26 protein-coding genes are annotated in these 24,002 nt (G+C 52.9%); 25 read left to right on the plus strand and 1 reads right to left on the minus strand.

The window, feature by feature from the left end; translation table 11 throughout:
• Positions 1 to 2 precede the first annotated feature (2 nt).
• The 3 genes from MJ257_RS18300 (at position 3) to MJ257_RS18305 (ending at position 2,049) form a co-directional block, all read left to right on the plus strand.
• Positions 3 to 314 carry a glycosyl hydrolase 53 family protein gene (locus MJ257_RS18300; protein WP_240270588.1) on the plus strand — a complete coding sequence of 104 codons (312 nt, stop codon included), beginning with the start codon at positions 3 to 5 and terminating at the stop codon, positions 312 to 314.
• Complete coding sequence (locus MJ257_RS25010; RefSeq protein ID WP_372489852.1) at positions 259 to 381, plus strand: hypothetical protein; 123 nt, start codon at positions 259 to 261, stop codon at positions 379 to 381. The genes MJ257_RS18300 and MJ257_RS25010 overlap by 56 nt, the downstream gene beginning before the upstream one ends.
• A gap of 198 nt (positions 382 to 579) precedes the next feature.
• Positions 580 to 2,049, plus strand: a complete 1,470-nt coding sequence (locus tag MJ257_RS18305) for a sensor histidine kinase (protein WP_240270589.1) — start codon at positions 580 to 582, stop codon at positions 2,047 to 2,049.
• On the opposite strand, the gene MJ257_RS18310 is transcribed toward MJ257_RS18305, so the two are convergent.
• A complete protein-coding gene (locus MJ257_RS18310) occupies positions 2,036 to 2,623 on the minus strand; it encodes a response regulator transcription factor (protein ID WP_240270590.1) in 588 nt (195 codons plus the stop codon). The genes MJ257_RS18305 and MJ257_RS18310 overlap by 14 nt on opposite strands.
• A gap of 258 nt (positions 2,624 to 2,881) precedes the next feature.
• Between MJ257_RS18310 and MJ257_RS18315 the strand changes: the two genes are divergently transcribed.
• The 22 genes from MJ257_RS18315 to MJ257_RS18420 all read left to right on the plus strand — a co-directional run bounded on the left by MJ257_RS18315 (position 2,882) and on the right by MJ257_RS18420 (position 23,959).
• On the plus strand, positions 2,882 to 3,325 hold the full coding sequence (locus tag MJ257_RS18315) for a hypothetical protein (protein WP_240270591.1): 444 nt from the start codon (positions 2,882 to 2,884) through the stop codon (positions 3,323 to 3,325).
• Positions 3,326 to 3,342: 17 nt separating this feature from the next.
• Positions 3,343 to 4,401 (plus strand): phage tail sheath subtilisin-like domain-containing protein, encoded by a 1,059-nt coding sequence (locus MJ257_RS18320; protein WP_240270592.1) that lies wholly within the window; start codon positions 3,343 to 3,345, stop codon positions 4,399 to 4,401.
• Positions 4,402 to 4,438: 37 nt separating this feature from the next.
• On the plus strand, positions 4,439 to 4,873 hold the full coding sequence (locus MJ257_RS18325; RefSeq protein WP_240270593.1) for a phage tail tube protein: 435 nt from the start codon (positions 4,439 to 4,441) through the stop codon (positions 4,871 to 4,873).
• A 116-nt stretch (positions 4,874 to 4,989) separates the two neighbouring features.
• Positions 4,990 to 5,388 carry a phage tail assembly chaperone gene (locus MJ257_RS18330; protein ID WP_240270594.1) on the plus strand — a complete coding sequence of 133 codons (399 nt, stop codon included), beginning with the start codon at positions 4,990 to 4,992 and terminating at the stop codon, positions 5,386 to 5,388.
• Positions 5,389 to 5,411: 23 nt separating this feature from the next.
• Entirely contained in the window at positions 5,412 to 5,576 is a 165-nt protein-coding gene (locus tag MJ257_RS18335) for a hypothetical protein (protein ID WP_240270595.1), read from the plus strand.
• A gap of 27 nt (positions 5,577 to 5,603) precedes the next feature.
• Positions 5,604 to 7,598 (plus strand): phage tail tape measure protein, encoded by a 1,995-nt coding sequence (locus MJ257_RS18340; RefSeq protein ID WP_240270596.1) that lies wholly within the window; start codon positions 5,604 to 5,606, stop codon positions 7,596 to 7,598.
• Positions 7,598 to 8,260: a LysM peptidoglycan-binding domain-containing protein gene (locus MJ257_RS18345; RefSeq protein WP_240270597.1), complete on the plus strand. Its 663-nt coding sequence runs from the start codon at positions 7,598 to 7,600 to the stop codon at positions 8,258 to 8,260. Before MJ257_RS18340 ends, MJ257_RS18345 begins: the two co-directional genes overlap by 1 nt.
• The gene (locus tag MJ257_RS18350; RefSeq protein WP_240270598.1) at positions 8,257 to 9,270 is read left to right on the plus strand and encodes an XkdQ/YqbQ family protein; all 1,014 of its coding nucleotides are present in this window, start codon (positions 8,257 to 8,259) and stop codon (positions 9,268 to 9,270) included. The genes MJ257_RS18345 and MJ257_RS18350 overlap by 4 nt, the downstream gene beginning before the upstream one ends.
• Positions 9,270 to 9,725: a DUF2577 family protein gene (locus MJ257_RS18355; protein WP_240270599.1), complete on the plus strand. Its 456-nt coding sequence runs from the start codon at positions 9,270 to 9,272 to the stop codon at positions 9,723 to 9,725. The genes MJ257_RS18350 and MJ257_RS18355 overlap by 1 nt, the downstream gene beginning before the upstream one ends.
• A complete protein-coding gene (locus MJ257_RS18360) occupies positions 9,725 to 10,138 on the plus strand; it encodes a DUF2634 domain-containing protein (RefSeq protein ID WP_240270600.1) in 414 nt (137 codons plus the stop codon). The genes MJ257_RS18355 and MJ257_RS18360 overlap by 1 nt, the downstream gene beginning before the upstream one ends.
• A 1-nt stretch (position 10,139) precedes the next feature.
• On the plus strand, positions 10,140 to 11,198 hold the full coding sequence (locus tag MJ257_RS18365) for a baseplate J/gp47 family protein (protein WP_240270601.1): 1,059 nt from the start codon (positions 10,140 to 10,142) through the stop codon (positions 11,196 to 11,198).
• Positions 11,191 to 11,817 (plus strand): putative phage tail protein, encoded by a 627-nt coding sequence (locus MJ257_RS18370; protein WP_240270602.1) that lies wholly within the window; start codon positions 11,191 to 11,193, stop codon positions 11,815 to 11,817. Before MJ257_RS18365 ends, MJ257_RS18370 begins: the two co-directional genes overlap by 8 nt.
• Positions 11,817 to 13,202 (plus strand): hypothetical protein, encoded by a 1,386-nt coding sequence (locus MJ257_RS18375; RefSeq protein WP_240270603.1) that lies wholly within the window; start codon positions 11,817 to 11,819, stop codon positions 13,200 to 13,202. The genes MJ257_RS18370 and MJ257_RS18375 overlap by 1 nt, the downstream gene beginning before the upstream one ends.
• A complete protein-coding gene (locus MJ257_RS18380) occupies positions 13,192 to 13,413 on the plus strand; it encodes a hypothetical protein (protein WP_240270604.1) in 222 nt (73 codons plus the stop codon). The genes MJ257_RS18375 and MJ257_RS18380 overlap by 11 nt, the downstream gene beginning before the upstream one ends.
• A 184-nt stretch (positions 13,414 to 13,597) precedes the next feature.
• The gene (locus MJ257_RS18385) at positions 13,598 to 14,572 is read left to right on the plus strand and encodes a glycoside hydrolase family 43 protein (RefSeq protein ID WP_240270605.1); all 975 of its coding nucleotides are present in this window, start codon (positions 13,598 to 13,600) and stop codon (positions 14,570 to 14,572) included.
• A 278-nt stretch (positions 14,573 to 14,850) separates the two neighbouring features.
• Positions 14,851 to 16,599 carry an extracellular solute-binding protein gene (locus MJ257_RS18390; protein WP_240270606.1) on the plus strand — a complete coding sequence of 583 codons (1,749 nt, stop codon included), beginning with the start codon at positions 14,851 to 14,853 and terminating at the stop codon, positions 16,597 to 16,599.
• A gap of 116 nt (positions 16,600 to 16,715) precedes the next feature.
• Entirely contained in the window at positions 16,716 to 17,687 is a 972-nt protein-coding gene (locus tag MJ257_RS18395) for an ABC transporter permease (protein WP_178018756.1), read from the plus strand.
• A gap of 14 nt (positions 17,688 to 17,701) precedes the next feature.
• Positions 17,702 to 18,634, plus strand: coding sequence for a carbohydrate ABC transporter permease (locus MJ257_RS18400; RefSeq protein ID WP_240270607.1), 933 nt, complete (start codon positions 17,702 to 17,704; stop codon positions 18,632 to 18,634).
• Between the two features lie 8 nt (positions 18,635 to 18,642).
• Complete coding sequence (locus MJ257_RS18405; RefSeq protein ID WP_240270608.1) at positions 18,643 to 20,058, plus strand: family 43 glycosylhydrolase; 1,416 nt, start codon at positions 18,643 to 18,645, stop codon at positions 20,056 to 20,058.
• Positions 20,059 to 20,149: 91 nt separating this feature from the next.
• Positions 20,150 to 21,088: an ArsR/SmtB family transcription factor gene (locus tag MJ257_RS18410; protein ID WP_178018762.1), complete on the plus strand. Its 939-nt coding sequence runs from the start codon at positions 20,150 to 20,152 to the stop codon at positions 21,086 to 21,088.
• 232 nt (positions 21,089 to 21,320) lie between these two features.
• Complete coding sequence (locus MJ257_RS18415) at positions 21,321 to 23,075, plus strand: glycoside hydrolase family 2 protein (protein ID WP_240270609.1); 1,755 nt, start codon at positions 21,321 to 21,323, stop codon at positions 23,073 to 23,075.
• Between the two features lie 23 nt (positions 23,076 to 23,098).
• Positions 23,099 to 23,959: an MBL fold metallo-hydrolase gene (locus MJ257_RS18420; protein WP_240270610.1), complete on the plus strand. Its 861-nt coding sequence runs from the start codon at positions 23,099 to 23,101 to the stop codon at positions 23,957 to 23,959.
• The last annotated feature ends 43 nt before the right edge of the window (positions 23,960 to 24,002 follow it).

The following is a 24,002-nucleotide window of genomic DNA, read 5'->3' on the forward strand; positions in this document are numbered from 1 at the left end:
TGATGACGAGGCCGGTTATCAACGGCATGGATGTGTCGTTTCTGGACGAAATCGAAGTTGCCGGGGGGACGTTCGCAGAGGACGGAGCGAAGGAGGATTTGCTCGTCCTCCTAAAGCGCAGCGGAGTCAACTCGATCCGGCTGCGGATCTGGAACGAACCGCCCGGCGGGTTCTGCAATCTGGAACGGACGCTGCTGATGGCGAAGCGAATCAAGGCGCTAGGATACGCCAGGTGGATGGGGGACCGGATTTTACTGGTTGGAACCGGCCTGGATTCCAGCCAAATCGGAGTGGTCCGTCGGACACGACAATAACTGGGCCAACCTGACCTTGTTTGATTATGAGGGGCGTAGGCTGCCGGCGCTGGATGTGTTAAAGTAAGCTAACCCTATCGTCCGACAGAGGACAAGTGGAATAGACCCCTGTTAACGGGATTTCTCCGTTGGCAGGGGTCTTTTTTTTCGTGATCGCGAATGGAAATATAAACTAAAGTATAGCAGGAATTAAGTTAGTTTACAGAAAATAAGTACTATGACAGAAAAGAGTGGAATTCGTTAGATCTGAAGGAGTCTGAGTCGGATGAAGATGTTTTATATCCTCATGTTCGTATCATTATGGTTGCTAGGCGGTTTTTTCCTCTTCAACCGGAAGAAGGTCGCTAACATTTGGATTACGCTGACGATATTGCTTGGCAGCTCGGCCAGCTATGCCTTTGCGATGCATTTGTCGATCATGCCGGTATGGAGCGAAGAACCATGGCTGCCCCAAATCGTCAGCCGGTTGCTGTACCTATCCACCGTCGTCGCCATGCACATCTATTTTTACACTTTACCCTTTGTGTTTTGCATGGGCGGACTTTGGCTCGGGGGGGATATGGCGCTCCGGACCAAAAGAGGGTTGTCGATCCTTCTGGCCCTCGGCGTTTTCGCCTTGCTTGCGGATCATCTGATGAACGAGCCGTGGAACTCCTTTGACCTGGATCGTTTTCGCTGGTGGGACGGCATTTATATTGTTCTCGGTTGCGTCTTCTACTATTTAGCCTACGTTCGCGAACGGGATCCGGCGGTTCGCAGCGGCAGAAGGCGGGCGCTCCTGATTCCGGTCGTCCTGTTATGGGCCTACACGAGCGATTATTTGGGGTTTGATGCCTTGAAAATGGGATGGTGGAGCTTCGATCTGAAGAGCAACGGCATGTGGCAGGCCAACTTCGTCGTGATTTTGGGGGCGGTGGTAATGATTCTATTCTATACGGCGCGGTACGGGTTTCTGGGCATTAAGCTGAAGATCGAACGGGAACGGCTTGACCATTCGCTTCGAACGTTGACGATGGGCGTCTCCATCCTCAATCATTCCATCAAAAACGAAATTCAGAAAATCGACTATTTAGCGGAAAAATGCAGTTCTCTCCTTCGTGCGGGACAAAACGGCAAGGCGGCTCAAACGATCGAGCAGGTACATGGACTCACGCATCATTTACTGCACATGGTAAACCGGATTAAGGAGAAAGCCGAGGATGTGGAGCTTGACGAAAGCGAACAGGACGTTCACGATCTGGTTGATTCCATCCTTGATTCGGCGCGTACGCTCGTGGAGAACAAGCCGGTGGTTCTGTCGGCCAGCCATGAGACGGACGGACTGCTGCTCTGCGACCCCGTGCATGTCAGGGAGATGTTGTCGAATATGATCCGCAACGCCTTGGATGCGCTGCCGAACCGTGGCGGAGCGATTGCCTTGCGAACCTCGTCAACCCGACGGGAGTTTCGGATCGAGGTGAAGGATAACGGAGCTGGGATCCCGCAGGAGCATCTGACGAAAATTTTCGAGCCGTTTTTTACGACGAAAAAAAATGCGCAAAATTACGGGCTTGGCTTATCCTACTGCACCAGCGTGATGAACAAGCATGGCGGTAGTCTGACCGTCGTCAGCGAACCGGGGAAAGGTACGGTGCTGGTGTTGCATTTTCCCAGGTACCGATTCAAGGCGCGCAACCGTACGCAGGAAAAAATGGCCCGGGAACGCCACGGTGTGGATCACCTTAATCTATCTTGAAGTTGGTTAGTTTGTTTTTGATGCTGCGCAGCTGCGATTTGATCGTGTTGGCCGATTTCTGAAGCTTCTCCGAAATTTCCCGTTTGCTGAGCCCATTGCGCCGTAAATCAAAGACTTCGCGTTCCATCGGCGTCAGCTCCATCAGTTGTACTTCATTGCGCATGACCCGTGCGGCATCGCAATGAATGGAGGCGCGTCCGCGATGGGCATCGCGGATGGCCTGCAAAATATCCTTACAGCTGGACTTATTGATGTAGTTCAAAGCCCCGAGGCGGAACGACTTCATGATGACATCCGCCTCCGAGATGGAAGTTAACATGATCACTTTGACCGTCTCTTGGGCGGGGATCCGCAAGATGTGTTCGGCGGCTTCAAGTCCGTCCAAATTGTTTCCCGTCAAGTTGATGTCCATGAGAACGACATCCAAGGTTTGGCGGGTAGCGGCTTCTATCGCTTCTTCCTTCGTTGTCGCGAGTGCGGCGACTTCAATATCCGACTCCTCGGCCAAATCCGCGCTGATATGATCCCTCCAGAACGGATCGTCCTCCACTAACATCACCCGAATCGGCTCCATATCCATGACTCCCCCACGCTTACATATGTTTACAGATAATCCTAGTATATCAACGTTTTCGGCTTAGAGGTAGGATGAATTCCTTTCACCCCAGGTGAAAAAATTTCATCCTATTCGCGTGATCTCGCCCCGTCTATAATCCGAACTGCGGCCAATTCGGAGAAAGCCGGAAATCGAACAAGGAAGCGGGGGATTTGATATCCATTGAACCAATAGTTGGCACCACGGTAGAGTCGGCCGAAAGGAGTGTTGTTCCAGATGTTAATGGCCGAAGAGGTCAGCGGCCTGGCCGAATGCATTAGGACCCGGTTTTCCGAGGCGACGGTTCACCGGTTTGAGGAGCCGGTTGCGCCGGTATCCGGGGAGTTTTCGGTCACCCTGAAGCAAGAAATCCGCAAAAGCGATTCGTTAAGCCAGACTTCCATCGAGCGGCAGTACGCCTTGGTTTATTACGCAAATCAGGCCGAAGCCGCAGTTGTGGCGATGGAGACGTTAAGCCGTTACCTCATGAACGAAAAGGAGGCGGCTTCAGCGGAAGCCGGATGGCTTCGCATCGATTCGATCACCATCGCGGCTGCCGAGAAACTGGAGAACGGCCTGCACAAATGCAGCGGCACCTTGCAGACCACGGCGCGGGAGCCGGTCGCGTTCAAACCGCACGATAAGATCAACCGGATGGAAGTACGCATGACAAACAATTGAAAGGTGGTTTTGAGATTATGGGAGGAACATGGGATCCAACCAGCTTGCCGGTTCGGCCGGGGCTGTACATTAATTTCACCGAAGCCGCTGCGGCGCAAATCCAGGGCGGCGCAAGAGGAACGGTGGCGTTGCCGCTGATCCAGTATAAGAAAGCGACGGCGGGTCAATTCTTCACCGTCGAGAAAGAAGCTGAGGCAGCCGAATGGTTTGGCGCCGAATTCGTGGAACCGATCCGCTTCGCCTTGCGCGGCGGCGCCAAAGAAGTGTTGGTCTACACGGTGCCGAAGCCGTCCGAAGGCGCGGAGTTGACTGCGGCCGATTACTTAACGATTCGTGATGTATTCAGCACGCGGCATTTTAACGTATTCGTGTATCCGGACGAAGTTCCGGCTAGCGAGCAGAAGGCGACTTTGGCCTGGTGCGTGGACAGTCGTGAAGACGAAGGCAAGCATTTCCTGACCGTCTTCGGCGGTACGGCGGAAGACGACCAGGACCCGGCGAAAGGCAACCAGCGCAGCGTCGATCTGAAGGACGATTACGCCGTTAACCTCATTTCCGGCGTTACCCTTGACGGAACGGTGTACAGCTCCGCCCGGTATGCTCCTTATATCGCCGGTCTGATTGCCGGAACGGGCATCAATAAGTCGATTACGTATGCTCCGGTTTATGCCAACGACGTATCCAAACGCTTGCGGAATACCGAAATCAATGCGGCTCTGCAAAAAGGATCGCTGGTACTGGTGCACGATGGGGAAAAGGTGAAGGTCGAACAAGGGCTGGTGACCAGTAAAAATAAAATCCGCGCGATGCGCGCGCGGCAGGCCATTTCCACGGACGTGACGAAAGCGGCAGCCGATTCGTATATCGGCAAGCTCGATAATAACGCGGACGGCCAGGCGGCGCTGATTTCGGCGGTGAAGGCTTACGTGGAGCGCTTGGAGCTTAGCAACGTATTGACGGACATTGAGGTCACGCTTGACCCGGATCGCAAATCGGAAGGGGATACGGTATACCTGTTGATCGCCTTTACGGAAATCGATAGCATGGAACGGATTTTCCTGACCATTCGGGTGTAATTTCTTACGAAAAACGATCTAAATAGGAGGGACTCAAATGTTGGATTCAACCCGCGTTATTAACGGGACTTATGGATATGTGTATTACGACGGTAGATGGCTGACCAATGTCAAATCGGCCGAAGCGAACGTGGAGATTTCGAAAGAGGAAATCAAGCGTTCGGGAACGCGCTGGACGGCTCATAAGGTCACGGGTTTAAGCGGTTCCGGCACCATTACGGGCTACAAGGTAACATCGGAATTCGTCGAATTGATCGGGCAAATCGCTGACGATAAGAAAGGCGTCTTTACTACGGAGCTGATTCTGAAGCTGGAAGACCCCGAGTCCTACGGGGCGTATCGGGTGCGCTTGAAGGGAGTTACCTTCGATAAAATCCCGCTGATGCACTTTGAAGTCGGGTCGATCGTCGAAGAAGAGCTTCCGTTTAACTTTACCGGCTACGAATTGATGGATAAACTCGTGGCGGAATAAGCGTTTAGCTGGAAGGCATCGAACCCGGGCCTAGGAATGAGCATTTCCGGGTTCTATGTCTTTTTCCGGCAGGCATGTAGTTCATAATCATAATTCGATGAAGGGATGAAGAATACATGGCAATTACGGAGAACAGACAAGTAAACGTGCTTCAAGCTCTGCTAAGCGCGGAGAGCAAACCGAAGAAGGATGTTCCGATCAAACGGCTTGGCGTCGATTTTCAAATCCAGGCGCTCGACGGCAAAACGATTAACAAGATTCAGGAGCAGTGCACGCATTATGTCGGGAAAGGCAACAAACGCGAAAAGGTGCTGGACGAAGAGCAGTTCGGGGCGTTGGTCATTCAGAAAGCCTGCCTCGTCCCGGATTGGTCCGCCAAGGAGCTGATCGAGAAATACGGCACGCCGACGGAAGCGATCCTCGGACTGCTGCTGGCCGGAGAAATCGCCAAGCTGTCGGCAGAAATTTTGGAGATCAGCGGCTTCGACAGCGATGAAGAAGAAATAAAAAACTGATTCAGGCGGGCGGGGAAGCCTTCTTGCTGCATCTCATTTTCCAACGCCATCATATCCCTCCGGACGAAGTGTACAACAAGGACGAGAAAGTGAAACGGTTTATGTATGCGTCGATGATGCTCCAGCTGGAAGAAGAGGAGAAGGTGCGCAAAGAACAGGAGCGGGCCGCCCGCAGGATGAAATCGTAGGGTCGCTCTAGTCAGGAGGTTAGGGAATTGAGTAACTACTACAATCAAAAGAATGCAAACGAGTATGTCACCAACAAAAGCATAAACAACATGAAACGATACAACAAAGCGATGAGCGAGCTTCATACCCGCACGAAAGCCATTCATGACCTCAGCAGCATGTCCAGGATGAGCGAACAAATGTGGAACGCCGGCAGCGTCGGCAGCATGATGGCGGAAATCAATAAACTGGAGGCTGTAGTCAAATCAGCGGCTTCCCGAATCGGCACCGGATTTCTAGAGACTTGGAATTCGGTAAAGCAGGGCGCAGGTAAAGCGCTGCAAGCCGTCGGCAACAAGATTGCGCCGTGGAAATCCAAACTGGTTGGCCAGATCGCGAGAATAAGGCAGTCCTTAGGCGGGCTGGTCACGGATCCGATTTATTTCAAGAAGAAACAGCAACCTGACCCGGGTGCGCAAAATGCGTCGAACGAGGAAGGTGGCGGAGGCATTGCCGGCGTCATAAGCGGTGCCGTAGGCCAGTTGTCTTCGGCCAAGGACAAAATCCTCGAAGCCGCCAAATCTTATGGCGACGCCTATGGCGAGCTGCGGGCCGCTTCGGGGGCTTCGCGGCAAGAATTGGCCCGGCTTGCCCAGTCTTTCCGGACGGTGGGAGGCCAGGTTCCCCAAAGCCTAAGTGAAGTCGGCAAAGCGATGGGGGTCTTGAGCCGTGAAACCTCGCTAACCGGGAAGGATCTGGAAGGCCTAACCAAGATGCTGCTGGATGCCTCCCGATTAACCGGAACGGATAGCGCCCAGGCCGCAGAGTCCGCGGCAGCCGCCATGTCGGCCTGGGGCTACAAGGCCAAGGAAGGCGAAGTGATGCTGGAACAGTTCTTTGCCGCAAGCCGCGCAGGGAAAGTAGATATGCTCGGGCTGATGAATCAAATGGGTCAAATGGGCGAACCGCTTCAAGACATGGGCCTACGTTTCGAGCAATCGATGGCTCTTATGGCCAAATGGCAAAAAGACGGTTTGAATCCGCTCGGCGATGCGCTCAAGGATCCCAAGAAGCTTCCTGCCGGAGGTTTCGCGGAAGTCGCCGCCAAAATCAGGGAAGCGAAAACCGCAAGCGAAGCGATGCAATACGCCACGGGGATTTTCGGCAAAAAGGTCAGCGGTGATCTGGTCACGGCCCTCAAAGGAGGAAAGGTGGAGTTTAACGGCATCCTAGCCTCCATGAACCAATGCAAGGAAGGGATGATCAGTCAGGGGCAGACGCTGGACAGCTATAGCGACCGGTACGGAGCAATGCAGAATCGACTAACGATCGCGCTCGCGCCCCTTGGCGATCTTCTTCTGCCGTTCGGGGAAGCGCTGGTTGCGGTGATTGAGTTTTTCATGAAGTACGCCGAAGTATTGACGGCCTTTTTGATTGGGGTCAGTGCGGTATTGCTTACGGTCTTTGCGCCTGCGTTGTATGCTACGGCGACGGCCGCCATTGCCCTTGCCGCGCCGTTTGCTCCGCTGATTATAGCCTGCTTGGCCGTTGGCGCCGCGTTCGCGGCGATTGCCTACCTCGTGAAGTATCACATGGAAGACATGCGGAACATCCTGGTTTGGATAATTGAAGGCATCCAGGCGCTTCTGCAGAAGGCAGCGGGTTTTATAGCCGATAAATTCAACGCCTTGCTGGAACCGGTCATGGAGAAGATCAACCAAGCCAAAGCGCTTTGGAACACCTTTTTTGGGGATGACGCAAACGCCTCAGTCACGGTAACCTCAGGTTCTTCCGGCGGTCCTGCCTCTAGCCATTACCACGGCCTGGATTACGTTCCTTATGATGGCATGATGGCCCGGCTGCATAAGGGCGAACGCGTCATGACGGCCGCGGAAAACCGCGAATTTTCAGGCGGTGCCGGCGCGGGAGCCGCCATCTCGATCTCGGGAAATACGTTTAACGTTCGCCAAGAGTCGGATATCGATGCGATTGCCCGAGCGTTGGCCCGCGAAATCAAAGCAGCGGGAGGACTGATGGCCTGATGGCGTCACTGGAATTTTGGTTAAAGACGTTGGATGAACAGGAGAAGCTGCGTTTGCCCGTCAATCCGGAGCAGATCGCGGTCAAGAGCTCGTACGGTTACGATGACGTACAGGTCACCCAGCTTGGCGAGTATACGGTGATCGGGGAAGCGGTTTTGCGGGAGTTTTCGTTCGGGTCGTTTTTCCCGCGGGATTACCACCCCGGTTATTGCGAATACGTGGACGTGCCGAAACCTTGGGATACGGTCCAACGCATCGAGAAGTGGATGAACAGCAGAAAGCCGATCCGGTTTAACGTGACGGGAACGAAAATCGAAGAACTGCTGGTGACGATCCGTTCCTTCCAGTATAGCGAACGCGCCGGGAATCCGGGTGACGTGTTTTACGAACTGGAGTTGAAGGAATACAAAAAGGTGGAGTTCCGCCAGGTGGAAACCTCCGGTTCGGGCAAGGCCATGGTGATCACCGGCGAACATCGGCCGGATACCAAGGCAACTCCGGCATTTTATATCGTCGTTCCCCGGGATACGCTGTGGAAAATCGCGCAACGCACGCTCGGCAACGGGGATCGTTGGAAGGAAATTTACGCGGCCAACGAAAAGGTCATCGGCAAAAACCCGGATCGGCTCATTCCCGGCCAGAAGCTGGTGATTCCGTCATGAGCTGGAGCATCACGTATAAGGATGACAAGCAAAACGTGTATTTGGATCCGATCGTCAAATCGATCAGCTGGTCCGGGGATATCAAACAGGCGGCACGGAAGCTCGTCGTGGAAATGACCAATACCGGCGATCTTCGCGATCTGCACATGAAGTTCGAGAAAGGCGCGGAGTTGCGCCTATTGCTGGACGAGAAGCAGGAGCTGTTCCGCGGCGTGTTGTTTGCGGATCAGATGAACGCCAAAGGACAAATGACGTTAACGGCCTACGATGAAAATATTTATTTGACCAAAAACAAGGATACGAAAATCTACCGCAATCAATCCGCTTCCGCCATCATCAAGCGACTTTGCAATGAATTTTCGATTCCGACGGGCGAGATTCACGATACCGGATACGTGATCCCCAAGCTCGTTTTCCGGGACAAAACGCTGTTTGAAATGATGGTCATGGCGTTGACCGAAACCCAGAAGCAAAACGGGCAGCACTTTTGGATCAGCTCCAAGGAAGGCAAGCTGCAAGTGCTCGCCAGGAAAGAGCAGAAAGGGAAATGGGTCCTGGAGAACGGAGTGAATCTGCTGGATGCCAGTTATTCGCAATCCATTGAAGAGACGCGCACCCAGATCAAGGTGGTCGGCGGCGACGGGAAGAAGAAGGAACTATCGGCCAGCGCGAAGGACGGAGAATTGATCAAACGGTTTGGCGTGATGCAGCACTTGGAGAAGCCCGAGAAGGATATGACCAAATCCCAAATGGAACAGCGGGCCAAACAATTGTTGAAGGATCTGTCCACCATCGAAGACCAGGCCCAGATCGAGTGTCTTGGCATCCCGGATGTCGTTTCCGGCGCTTGCGTCTACGTGAAGGAGTCGGTGACGGGCATTCTCGGCGGCTACTATGTATCCGCCGACGAGCACAAGTTTGAAAGCGGGAGCCATACGATGTCGCTGACGCTATCGGCGACGGACGACATTCCGAAGATGGAGTACAAGGAAGAGAAGGGGGCCAAATAGTGGAACGCATTGAGGGATCAGGTGCAAGCCAACTGGTCCAGTTGATCCGAACGATCGGGTACAATTCCGAGATTACCTTCGAACTGGCCACGGTGACCTCGGCGCCGCCGCAGCTCAAGATCAAGGTGGATCACATGAACGTCGAGCTGGAGAAGGATGATCTGATCGTGGCCCAGTCGCTGACGAGCTTCAAGAGGAAGATCAATTTGACGAGCAAGGGGAAAACAGAAGTGAGTTCGACCTCGCCTAGTGTAGGATTTGAAATGCTTCCTGACGGAAATGGTCAAATCAACGAAATTTCATTTTCGTCCATAGGGCTTGCTTCCGCCGACCAAACGATTAAAGAAGCCGAACTCGAATTCCTCGACGAACTCAAAAAGGACGATCGCGTCATCGTAGTTGGCATCAACCAGGGGCAAACCTATCTCATTTTGGATCGGGCGGTGATGTATTAATGCCATTATCTCCGCTGCAAAACAGGGAAGAGCGGTATGAAGAGGTCAAGTCCCTCCCGCTTCCATCCAGGACTTACGTGCTTGATTTCACGTCAGGTCAAGTCGCAGAAAAATCCATGGATGGAATCGAAGCGATCAAACAGAGTATTCAGAAAGCCATTTTGACGGCCCGGTATCGATATTTGATTTATAACAGCCAATATGGGTGCGAAATCGAAGCTTTGCTGGGACAGGATATTTCTCCGCAATTGCTGCAAAGCGAGATTACCCGAGTGATTACGGAAGCACTCAAAGAAGATGACCGGATTCAGGCCGTCGAGCAGTTTCAGATCGTGAGGGATAGCGATAAGCTGTTTGTTACGTTTACGGTAATAACCGCCGATGTAGCCATCGAGCAGGAGGTGAGCCTTTAACGTGTTTGAAGATCAAACCAAAGAAGCCATTTTGAATCGGATGAGGGAAGCTTCGCCGGCAGGGATCGATACCCGCCAAGGATCGGTTACCTTCGACCTGCTCTCGCCCGCAGCCATTGAACTGGCCCATGCTTATATTGCCTTGCAAAACGTGTTGAAATTCGGTTTTGCCGGTCCGGACCAGCCGTCCGAATTCCTGGATTTACGAACGGCCGAGATGGGAGTGACCCGGCGCCCCAGCGAGAAGGCAGCGGGGGAAGTCGTATTTATAGGGGACGAGGACACCGTCATTCCCAAAGGGACGTTGGTTTCCACCGACGAGGAGGAAGCCATTGTTTTTGTAACCACCGAGAAGGGCGTGATTAAGCAAGGGGCCGCAAAAGTGAAAGCGGAAGCCGCCCTTGGCGGCGTCCGGGGGAATGTCGATGCCGGACGAATCAAGCTGATGCTTGGTAATTTGACCGGGGTCGTATCCGTCACGAATCCCGAGGAATTTAAAAACGGCGCGGAAACGGAATCCGATGAATCGCTGCTCGGCCGGTATTTCGACCGGGTCCGCCGGCCGGCGACGAGCGGAAATGCCTGGCACTATCGGCAATGGGCCATGGAGGTTCCCGGCGTTGGCGATGTGAAGGTATTCCCAACCTGGAAGGGCGGGGGGACCGTGAAATTATCGATCTTGTCCGAGGATAAGCGGCAGCCTAATGATGAGATCATCGGCAAGGTTCAATCGGCAGTGGACGAACGACGTCCCGTAGGGGCAGATGTGAAGGTTTTTGGTGCCGGCGAGGTTAAAGTCAACGTCTCCGCACGCTTGACTCCAGCCTCTGGAGCGGATCTGGCGGAAATCAAAAACGAGTTCGCCAATAAATTGGAACAGTTTTTGGCCAGCATTGCTTTTAAAACGAAGTCTGTCCCCTACAACCGGATTTTTGGGTTGCTGCTGGATATTGAGAACGTGGACGATTTTAAGGAACTGAAGCTCAATGGGGTGGAAGGCAACCTGAAAATCGAAGAAGACCAGGTGGCGGTAGCCGGGGCGGTGGATTTCGTTGGCTAGTGATTTGTTTGAATTGAAACGCGATATCGCGCTGGATATGACCGACTATCTCCCGAAATACTACGCGCTGCAAGGGAATGAAGGCGGGCCTGGAATCACCGGCAATTTGATCACTCAAGAGACGAAGGAGCTGATTGATCTCAACTGGGGGATCCTGGATGTCCTTAAGCAGTTTTTCGTTGAGCATGCCACTTGGGGGCTTGGTCTTTGGGAAAACGTCTGCGGGATCCCCGTGGACGAGAGTAAGCCTTATGACCAAAGGCGTTCGGTCATCAAGTCGAAGCTCCGGGGAGCCGGGACGGTTACGCTTGAGGTGATCAAAAACGTTGCGGATTCGTATGAGAACGGAGAGATCAAGGTCGAGGAGATTTTCTCCCAGTACAAAGTCGTGATCACGTTTATCGGAACGCGGGGCAAGCCGCCGAACGAAGCGGACATGCGACAGGTGCTGCGCGAAATCATCCCGGCTCATCTGGAATTGGAGTTCCGTTACACCTATCTGATCTGGGATGAACTGGATGCGGCGGACTTAACCTGGGATGAACTTGAGGCGATGCACATGACCTGGGATCAGTTGGAGGTATGGAAACCCCAAGCGATTAGAAAGGAGAGAACTTGATGCCTAAGCGACTACCAAGTGGACTCAATGCATTTGAACCTTCCGATACCGTAAGGAGAGAAGCGCAGAATGCGAACATTGAGGTGCTGGATCAGTTTATCAATAAAGGCAAAGTCCACCGGCATACCGGTCTAGAGGGGGATGCGCCGCAGATTGGCAAGGACGGGATCGAGAGTGGAGCTATAGAGCGTCACCATTTGATTTCCGGTAACTTAAGCAAAAACATAGCAAAATACAGCGGAGTCGACATTACCGGCGGTGAATTGCAAGGCTTGCCTACCGCACCCTATTATTATTCTAGTTCGGGAGGATACAATTGGTGGCGGATTCCAAGAGGGACGGGGTATCCTCAGTCCATAACAATTTATGTTGAAGAATCCGTTGTCCAAGGGGTTTCATTTGAGTTTATTCCCGAACCTAATGAGGACAAACCTTTTAACTGTATCGTGGAAATCGGTTATGACGATAATCAATATAAGGAAGTGTATAATGGGATCCTTGATGGGAAGGATCGCGCTCCTTATATCCGATTTGCCGAACCCCAATTAACGAACACGGTCGTAATCACTTTCAATGGCCTTCCGAGCAATATGGATTTATTTTTTAGCAGGTTTGCGGTTTACTCTTTTCATAGCAAAGGGATTGAGGAAGAGTTTCTGGATGACATCCGAACCTGGGGATTGATTGCGAGATTGCAGGGATTGATGGTCATATCGCCAAACCCAATTATCGATAACGGCAATTCCGTAACTCTCGGTGGGCATATCTATGTGTTGAATCCCCTTGCGAGTGCTTCTTTCTCAATCGTTGCCGGCACCTATCAATTACTCGACAATCAATTTCTTTACGCTAAGTTTGAATACAGAAATGAGAATCATTTCGGCGTGTACCCTTCAGTAGGAACCGCACAATACAACACTCGCCCTCAAATGTATGGAGGGGCAGACAACTTCCTCATTTTGTATCGGTTTGGCGGAAAAATCTATCTCAACCCCATCATAAAGGCGAAACTCCAAGACAAGAACGGAGTGCCTATCAGTTTGCAAGCCTCCGGCCATGGGGATGAACTTCTGAATGCACTGCAGACTAGCGACCTCTTTGCAGGAACGTCCGCGACCTTCAAGGCAGACAAAGAAAGCATCGTAGCCGGCGGATCGGATAAGATGGCCGTTGAGGTCCATCTGACCGATTGGCAAGGTAAAGATCTAGAGGACGCGAGCGAGTCACTTATCGTCGATTTAAACGGTCTCCAGCGGACCGTCCAAGTTTCCAAGGGCAAGGGCTCTCTTGTCGTGAGCAGCGACGAGCCCGGGGAGTTTCTGCTTCAGACCGTGGGATTGGATCGAAATGCACAGTTAAAGGTGGTGGTCGTGGATGGCAAATAAAAAACCGGCCCCCCAAGCGGTGCATCTTCATATTCCCGCTGATCCGGTCCGCGTAAAAGCGGAGGAGATCGTGAAAAGGCATGAGGAACGCAAGCAGCAAAAACCCAAATCAACCGAAATCACCTTGGACACCCTGTACGAAATGTTAAACGATGTCCTGGAGCAACAGGCGCTGCTGTTGAAGGCAATAATCCAGCGGTCCCAAAAGTAAAACAAAGCCATCTGTCCCCGAGGGGGAGCGGATGGCTTTTTATTTTCTCATGCGACATTTCAGAATGAAAACGTTGACAATCACCGGAGAAGGGATTATGTTGATGAAAACCAAATAAAATGTTTGTAATAAAACAAATATTTTATTAGTCTTTCAGACGCAGGTCGAATTTAGGAGGAAGAACATGGAGCAAGGTACATTTTTAAACCCGATTTTGTCAAAAGGTGCCGATCCTTGGGTTATTCGGCATCCCGATGGAAGCTACTATATGTCGGTCACTTTAGGAGATCGCATCGCTCTTTGGCATAGCCAAACGCTGACCGGACTCGGTCAGGTTCAACCGAAGACGGTCTGGGTTCCTGAGCCGAACGGACCTTTTTCCCGCAACCTATGGGCGCCGGAGCTGCACCGCATCGATGGGCGCTGGTACATCTATTATACCGCCAACGACGGCGGCGGGGACGACACAAGACGCATCTGCGTACTTGAACTTACGGGTGATGATCCGATGAACGGCGAGTGGTGTTTTAAAAGCGCGGTGAACACGGAAGTTCCGGGCCTCGACGGAACCGTGATCCAGCATCAGGGGGAGCTGTATTTCTTTTATTCCGGTTACGGCCACTTTCCCGATTACGGTTCGGCGATTTATGCTGCCCGCATGACCAATCCGTGGACGCTGACAGGTCCGAATGTGCTGATTTCGGCCCCGACGGAACCTTGGGAGAAGCAAGGCGGGATGGCGATTAACGAAGGACCGGTCTTCTTGCGGCGTAACGGGTGGATTAACCTGGTCTTCTCGGCGAGTGCGACGTGGTCGGATGATTACTGCCTTGGGATGACGAGGATTCCGGAATCCGCGGACCTGCTTGACGCGAAGTCCTGGATCAAGCAGGATGGGCCCGTTTTTGCCAAGCATCCGTCATCCGGGGTCTACGCGCCGGGCCACAACAGCTTTACCGTTTCCCCGGACGGCTCCGAGGATTGGATCGTCTACCACGCTTACGATTATTCCGAGGCGCACCAACAACGCTCGGCGGGTTCTCCCCGCAGTACCAGAATCCAAAGCTTCGGCTGGAAAGCGAACGGGATGCCGGATTTCGGGATACCCACCGGCGTTGGCGTACCGATTCCGCGGCCTTCCGGAGAACGAAACGCGTGAATTTAATTACAACTTTTTTGAAACTAAAGGTTTGATTTGAAACATCATGTGATTTCTTTAAAAAAATCGATAAACACTCGAATGAAAGCGTTGACATCGGGACGCACGGGGATTATAATCAACGCAAATATACAAAATATTTGTAATAAAACAATAATATCACTTCGTGGTAACTGCCTTGATGGTGGAGGGGGTTGGGCCGATCCGAAAGGGGCGATGAGGTCAAGCGGTAATATCGGGGGTTGCTGAGTTTTGAGATTAATCTACGGGAGGATCATATGAACAACAAATCGAAACGTATTTTTGGATTTCTTTTCGTTTTTATTCTTGCGGTCTCGATGATTACGGCATGTAGCGGGGGTGGTTCGAACAATGCTACCCAGAACAATGCCAATAAGCAGGAGAATGTTTCCGAAGAGCAACCGAACAACGAAACCTCGTTTACGGACATCAGTAAGGACATTCGCGGCAATACGGCGCCGACCCCGGAGCAAATCAGCGAAGTGAATGCGACATTAAACGATACCTATCTGGGCGATATTTTTGATGAGAAAATTCCGAACGACTACTCCGCCTATCCTTTCAAAGGGGATGTGACGCTGGATGTCTGGATGCCTGCGAACCGCAACATCCCGGATATGAACAACCACGCGATCCAGAAGCAAGTGGAGAAGCTGACGGGGATTAAAGTCAACTTCATCACTCCGCCCGTGGGGCAAGAGGCGGATGCGTTTACCTTGATGATCTCTTCCGGCGATTTGCCGGACATCATCATCGAGCCCGGCCGGTATCCCGGGGGCTTCGAGGCGGGCGTCAACGATGGAGCGTATTTGGATCTGACCGACTTGATGGAGAAAAACGCCCCGAACTATACCGCTTGGCGGAACTCCGATGAGACGAGACGAAAAACGACGGTCACCGATAGCGGCAAACTGCTTGGTTTCTATGGCATAGCTCCATATTCGGAATGGATGTGGTTCGGCATGCTGATCAAGCAGGAGGCGCTGGATAAAACGGGGCTTCCGGTACCTGAAACGATTGACGAGTGGCATACCTTCCTGACCAAAGCCAAAGAGGTTGGTTACAGCGAGCCGCTTAACTACGGGTCAAACTATGGTCAGATCTTTACCGGGATCCTGAACGGCGCTTACGGCGTGTGGGATTGGACCTTCTTGGACAGCAACGGCAAGGTTGCCTGGGGTCCGGCTCAACCTAAGGCGAAAGAATATTTGACGATGATGCAGCAATGGAACAAAGAAGGGCTGCTGAACAAAGATTGGGCGACGGCCGACTTCAACCAAAGAATGTCCAGCGCCATTTCGGGCAAGACCGCCGTCATGATGGATTCGCCCGATACGATGTGGAGCTATTGGAAGGAACAGAACAATATCGACTTCGTCGGAGCGCTGAACCCGGTGCTGAACAAAGGGGATAAAGCAGCGACGACGTACAAGAACTTCAAGCGAACGGGGACCGAAGCGGCGATTACGACCCAGGCCGAGAATGTTGAAGCGGCGATGGCTTGGCTGGACTTTGCCTACACCAAGAAGGGTTGGGAAATCTACAACTACGGCGAATACGGCACGGTACATCTGATCGATGAGAACGGCAAACCTTATTATCCGGAAAATAGCTACATGTACAACGATCCCGACGGCCAACCGGTGGCCGTTGCGCTGGATAAATACCGCAGACACAGCTGGCCGGACATTCGCGACGAGCATAATTCCAACCCGCTGATCGTAGCTAAAGGGAGCTACTCCGGGGAGATCCGGAAAAATTGGACCGAGAACATGGATACGAGCGCGGCCATACCTCCGATTTCGTTTACGAAAGAGGAAGCCTCCCGGGAAGCGGAGCTGGGCAACCAGTTGTCCACCCTTCGAGGCGAATATTTCGCCAAAATCATCAAAGGCGAGCTGCCGGTGGACGCGTACGACAAGTTCCTGGAGGAAGCCAAAAAGATGGGGCTGGACGAATTCCTGAGCATTCATCAGGCGGCATTGGATCGTTATAACGGCAGATAATCGCAGTAAGGCCTGAGAGAGAGCATGAAATATAACGAGGGTGACCGGGCTGGGTAAAAGCTTGGGCCCCTCGTTATTGTTTCAGAGAATTCGGAAGAAGAGTAGGTGATTCGTTCATGGAGATCGTCCGGAAATCAAGACAAATCGATCCAGCCGCGGAAGTCCCGAAACTTAAAAATACGAGAAAGACGATCAAAAAAGATCTGAAGAAAAACTGGTTTGTCTACTTGCTGGCCATTCCGGTGGTCGCGTGGTTTCTCGTTTTTTGCTACGGTCCGATGTGGGGGGTCCTCATCGCCTTTAAGGATTATAAGCCTCTGCTCGGATTTGCCGAAAGCGACTGGGTCGGGTTTAAGCACTTTATTGATTTCTTTCAAGGGCCGTACTTTTGGAGGGTGATCAAAAATACGCTTCTCCTTAATGTATGGGGCATCGTATTCGGGTTTACCGCGCCGATTATTTTGGCGTTGATGCTGAATGAAATTCGCGACGGAAAATTTAAGAAATCCGTACAAACGATCACCTATATGCCCCACTTTATTTCCTTGGTGGTCGTCTGCGGGATTATTCATATTTTCACGGCGGATGAAGGGGTCGTGACGCAGGTCGCGGAGTGGGTCACAGGCAAGGACTACACCTCGCTTCTCGGGTACTCTTCCTTTTTCAGGCCGATTTATACGTTCTCCGGCATCTGGCAGAACATCGGCTGGGACAGCATTATCTATCTGGCCGCGATGAGTTCGATCGATCCCGCGTTATATGAGGCGGCAGAGATGGACGGCATCGGCAGAATCAAAAAAATGTGGTATATTACGCTGCCGCAAATCACCCCCATCATCGTCATCCTGTTTATTTTTGCGATTGGCGGACTGATGGCGTCCGGATACGAGAAAATTATTTTGCTCTACAACCCGCTCACGTACGATACGGCAGACGTTATCGCTTCCTACGTCTACCGCAGAGGGTTGAGGGAAGCCAGTCTCAGCTTCTCTACCGCGGTCGGTTTATTTAGCGCCGTGATCAACTTTGCGCTGCTGTGGGCGACGAACCGAATTGCCCGGCGCACTTCGGAAGTGAGCTTATGGTAGAAAGGGGGATGGCCATGTCCAGTCGCAAAAAACTGAAGCACCGACACTGGAAGCCGAAGACGACCGGGGATCGCGTGTTTGACGCCATGAACTACATTTTGCTGACCGCCATCACGCTGATTTGCTTCTATCCGTTGCTGCATATATTGCTAGCCTCGGTCAGTAACCCGACGGCTCTTATGGCGCATAGCGGAATCTTGCTGAAACCGCTCGGATTCACGCTGGACGGGTATAAGCTGGTCTTTAAAGACAACAGCCTGCTGGTCGGTTACAAAAATACGATCCTCTACGTGGGACTAGGCACGCTGGTTAATATGGTCATGACGATCATGGGCGCCTTCGTTTTATCGAGAAAAGATCTCTATTTCAAGAATTTCATTATGATTCTGATTACGATTACGATGTTCTTTGGCGGCGGGTTGATTCCGTGGTTTTTGCTGATGAAGGATATTCATTTATACAACAACCTGTGGGCGATGATCTTGCCTACGGCTCTGAGCACTTGGAACATTATCATTTTAAGAACGAGCTTCCAGTCGCTCCCGGCCGAGCTGGAGGAAGCGGCGACCATCGATGGCGCAAGCCAGGCCAGCATTCTGATCCGCGTGATCCTGCCGCTTTCCAAAGCGACGTTGGCCGTTATCTTCCTGTATTACTTGGTGGGGAACTGGAACTCCTGGTTTAACGCGATGGTGCTGCTGAAGGATCGGGAGTTGTTCCCGCTGCAACTGTTAATGAAGGAAATTTTGGTCGCCAACGACTCCACGGCAACGACGATCGGCAGCGCGGGGGGCGTCGTCATCGACAGCGCCCAGAGCTCGACCGCGTTCCGGGAACTGGTGAAATATTGCGCGATCGTCGTATCCACGGTGCCGATCTTGGTCGTGTATCCGTTCCTGCAGAAGTATTTCGTCAAAGGCGTCTACGTCGGGTCGATAAAAGGATGAGCATAAGGATGGAAAAGAAAAGAATCGGAAAGGCGCTGCTGCCCGCCATCTGCCTGCTTCTCGTTTCCCAGGTCGGGTGTGCCGGTTCCGGTGCCGGGGGCGCGGAGCGGGAGGATTTCTATAATGTCTTGATGCAGGAAGGGGCTGATCCGTGGGCATACAGACATACGGATGGGTATTACTACTTCACGAAGACGACCGGCGGCGACGTCACGGTCTGGAGGTCCGCCAGCCTGACCGGCGTGGATGCGGCACCGCGGAGGGTCATCCAGACGGGCGGCCACGGCATCTGGGCTCCGGAGCTTCATTATATCGATGGAGCCTGGTATATCTACTACGCGATGGATGACGGGGACAACGTAAATCATCGCATGTACGTGATGGAGAATACCTCGGCCGATCCAACCCAAGGAGTGTGGGAGCAAAAAGGGCAAATCACCGACTCGACCAACCGCTGGGCGATAGACGGCACGGTGGTGCAGTTGGACGGACAGCTGTATTTTATTTGGTCCGGTTGGGAAGGGGACGTCAATGTCAGTCAAAATCTATACATCGCCCATATGAGCAACCCCTGGACGATCGATTCGGAACGCGTGGAAATCGCCCGGCCAACCTTTGCATGGGAAACCAACCATTCGCCGCATGTGAATGAAGGTCCGCAAGTGGCGGTTCGAAACGGGACCCTTAATCTTGTTTATTCGGCGAGCGGAAGTTGGACGAATGATTATTGCCTGGGACTGATCACGGCCGAGGTAAGCAGCGATTTACTGAATCCTGACTCATGGCACAAGAGGGAGGAGCCGATTTTCGTCTCCGGCAACGGGCTGTACGGTCCAGGTCACCATTCCTTTACCACGTCTCCCGACGGTACGGAGGATTGGATCGTTTATCACGTGGCGAAATATAAGGACGCCGGCTGGAACCGGGAAGTGCGGGCGCAGCCTTTTACCTGGAACGAGGATAACACCCCGAATCTCGGCGTTCCTGCGGACCCGAACATCCCGTTGGCTTTGCCTTCCGGAGAGGCAGCGCGTACCCGTTATGAAGCAGAAAAGGGTACGCTTGGATCTGGCGTGTCCACGCGGACGAGCGCCACGGGCTCCGGAGGGAAAACCGTGGGGCGGTTCGAATCGGAGGATAGCTATGCCGAGTACTCCGTTCAAGCCACGGCGGGAGAATATATCCTGTTGGCAAGAACGGCCAACGGGAGCGCTGACGGAGAAGTGGCTTATGTTGAATTAAGCGTCAATTCGGAATCGCCCGTGACGCTCGTCGTCCTGCCGAAGGGGTGGGAAAATTGGGGGGCGTCCACCGCGAGAATCCGGCTGAAGGACGGGGTGAACAAGCTGCGGTTCGCCAAGGATCGCGGGGAGTTTGAACTGGATGTCTTCGACATCCTGCCGTTGGGTAACCTGGAAAAATGATAAAATTTATGAATATTGATTTATTACAGCTTTTTGTAGTAAAGTCAAGAAAGTAAGATCATTTTTTGGGAATACGGATACGGAGGTTCCTATGCTGGAAGTCGGTATACACGAACCGGATAAACTGGTTCAGGTGGCTCACGCTCTCTCCACGCGCTCCCGCGTGGACATTCTTCGCCTGCTTAACACGCGGAGCATGAATATCATTGAACTTGCCGAAACCCTGGAGTTGCCGGTGTCGACGGTAGCGAACAACGTCAAGGTGTTGGAAGCGGCCAAGCTGATCAATACGGAATTGCTTCCGGCCGTCCGCGGGGCGATGAAGGTGTGCAGCCGCAATTACGATGATATACTCATCTCGCTGAACACGAGCATTCGGACGTCGAAGGACGGGATGAAGTTCTACGAGGTTGAAATGCCGATCGGGCATTACAGCGATTGCGAGGTTCATCCTACGTGCGGCATGGCATCCAGCGAAGGCATGCTGGTTCGGGAAGACGAACCGGCCAGTTTCTACCATCCTAAGCACGTAGCGGCGCAGATTCTGTGGTTTCGTAAAGGGTACGTGGAGTACCAGTTCCCGTTGGAAGTTCCGCAGAATGCGAAAATCCAGTCGCTGGAGCTGTCGATGGAAATGTGCTCGGAAGCGCCGAATTACGACAATGATTGGCCCTCGGACATCTCCGTTTGGGTCAATGGCGTCGAGATCGGCATGTGGACGAGTCCCGGTGATTTTGGGGATCGGCTCGGTGCCTTAAATCCGACCTGGTGGGAAGACTGGATGACGCAATACGGTTTATTGAAAACGTGGCGGATCGACCACGAGCGAACGACACTGGACATGCAGAAGGTCTCCGACGTCACCATAAACGATTTGCAGCTCGATCAACGGCCGAGCTTGCGAGTGCGGATCGGTGTCAAACCGGATGCGGTCCACAAAGGCGGCGTAAACCTGTTTGGGAAGCAGTTTGGCGATTACGACCAGGATCTGGTCCTCCAGGTCGCCTACACGCTTGATGACGAAACGTAATCAACCTCATAAGCCTTCTCTAAAACCATCGGTTCTCTACGAAACGGTGGTTTTTTTGTTTTGCGGCTATTTAATTACAAAAAGTTCGTAAAATAAAAATCCCTCAATACAACTGATATAATCAGCTGAAAGCGTTGACAAAATGGAGGATCGCAGATATATTTAGCTTAAATGATACAAAAATTATGTATTAAAACAAAAGTATCTAACGCAGACTAAAAGGAGCGGAAAAATGACAAACCCACATTTGCGCAACGAATACCCCCGTCCGCAGTTTGTCCGCGACGCGTGGATGAGCCTGAACGGACAATGGGAGTTTGAGTTTGATGATCAAGGAATCGGCGAAAGAGAAGCTTGGTACGAAAGGCATGATTTCAGCCGGAAAATCAACGTTCCGTTCTGTTATCAGAGCCAGCTCAGCGGCATCGGCGATCCGGCCGTGCATGACCAGGTCTGGTATCGCAGAACGTTTGCCGTCTCGGAGGCCTACAAGGCCGGACGCCTGCTGCTGCATTTCGGCGCCGTCGATTACGAGGCCAAAGTTTGGGTGAACGGCCAACTGGTGGCGCTGCATGAAGGCGGGAATACGCCGTTTACGGCCGACATCACGGATGTGCTTGCCGAAGGCGAGAATACTCTTGTCGTGAAGGCCACGGACTACAGCCGCGACGTCTCCCTGCCGCGGGGCAAGCAATACTGGGAAGATCAATCGGCGGGAATTTTTTACACGCGAACGACCGGGATCTGGCAAAGCGTTTGGCTTGAGCCGGTGCCAAAGACGCGGATCGATCGGATTCGGCTCATTCCGGACATCGACAAAAACGATATCGGTCTCGAGGTGTTCTTGTCGGGGCATAACGCTTCAGTTAAAGCCAGCATGAAAGCCGTCATCACTTTTAACGGCGAATTCGTCGCCGAGGATTGCTTCTCCTTGAGTCATGAATCGGGACGCCGGGTCATTCACTTGGACGATTTTAACGATCATGGCCTGGGGCGCTGGTGGACGCCGGAGAGACCCAACTTGTACGACCTGGAGCTCACGCTGTTGGTCGACGGTACGGCCGTGGATACGGTCCAGAGTTATTTCGGAATGCGCAAGATTTCGGTGGAAGCCGGCAAACTGCACTTAAATAATCGTTCCTATTATATGAAGCTGGTACTCGATCAAGGTTATTTTCCGGACGGCCTGCTGACCGCGCCTAGCGACGACGATTTACGCCGAGATGTGGAACTGGTGAAAGAAATGGGGCTGAACGGAGTACGGAAGCATCAAAAAATCGAAGATCCCCGCTATTTGTACTGGGCAGATAAGCTGGGGCTGCTCGTATGGGGAGAGATGGCCAATGCCTACCGGTTCACCGAGCCTTACGTCGCCCGGATGACGCGCGAGTGGATGCAGGCCGTAGAGCGGGACTTCAACCATCCCTGCATCGTGGCTTGGGTTCCGCTGAACGAAAGCTGGGGCGTGACCAACATTATGATCGACAAGCAGCAGCAACACCATGCGTTATCGCTGTACCACCTGACCAAATCGCTGGATCCGACGCGGCCGGTCATTTCCAATGACGGATGGGAGCTGGTCGCTACCGATCTCGTTACCATCCACGATTACGAGTGGCGCAAAGAGGTGCTTGCCGAGCGGTACGCCGGTGTCGAAACGGCCTTGACCGCGCAGCCCGGCAACCGGATGATCTTGGTTCCCGGCTTTCCTTACGAGGGGCAGCCGATTCTGGTCACGGAGTTCGGCGGGATTTCCTATAAGGTAAATGAATGGGAAGGCTGGGGGTACTCGGGAGCGGCAAATGAGGAGGATTTTGCGCTGCGCCTGCAGAATGTTATCGTACCGATGCTGCAATCCCCGGTGGTTCAAGGCTTTTGCTATACCCAGTTTACGGACGTGGAGCAGGAGATCAACGGCCTGCTGACCTATGACCGCAAGCCGAAGCTGCCTCTGGAAACCATACGTTCGATTGTAGCGGGATCCTAAAGATCAAGGAGTATTCCAACCAAATGACAGAACACCAACGAAAAGGCGCCGCATTGATCCATGAGATTGCCCGGACGGAAGCCCCATACGGAACCTTGGCCATCTGGTATCTCGGCCAGGAAAGCGTGATTGTAAAAGGGGACGGGATCACCATTTACGTGGACCCTTATGTATCGGGCGATCTGGACGGCGGCGACTGGCGGCGCACATTTCCTGCGCCCATAACGCCGGAAGAGATTCAAGGCGTCCATCTCTGTCTTATAACGCATGAACACGATGACCACATGGACGCGAGGACGCTGCCTTGGCTGCATCGCAACAACCCGAAGGCGCCGATCGTAGCGCCGGCAAGCTGCAAGCCGGCATTGCTGGAGATGGGCATACCGGCCTCCGGGCTGATAACCGCTGATGATCGCCAGGCGCTGGAGCTATTCTCCAAGCTGCGATTGACGCCGATCGCGGCGGCCCATGAACAGCTGGAACGGGATGCGGAAGGCTGCCCCCGGTTTGTCGGCTACGTCTTGGAGTTAAACGGCGTGACGCTCTACAACGCCGGAGATACGATTGTTTTTCCGGAATTAATCGAGCGGGTCGGCGCCCTGAAGCCGGACATCGCCCTGTTGCCGATCAACGGGCGGGACTATTTCCGGCAGCAGCGCGGGATCGTCGGCAACATGGATTACCGCGAGGCAGCGCATTTCGCCCGGGAAATCGCGGTGGACACGGTGATCCCGTTGCATTATGACCTGTTTGCGGTAAATGCGGAGAAACCGGGTTACTTCGTGGATTATTTGTACGAGCAATTTCCCGAGCAAAAAGTCCATGTGATGGCCAGAAGCGAGCGATTCCTCTACGTATCGCCGCGCGCTTTCCTGCAGGATTAACCGATAGAAATAGTCGGCCAGGAATTTTCATTCCGGCCGGCTA

Origin of the sequence: Paenibacillus timonensis (assembly GCF_022427145.1) — a bacterium.
Lineage (GTDB): Bacteria > Bacillota > Bacilli > Paenibacillales > Paenibacillaceae > Fontibacillus > Fontibacillus timonensis.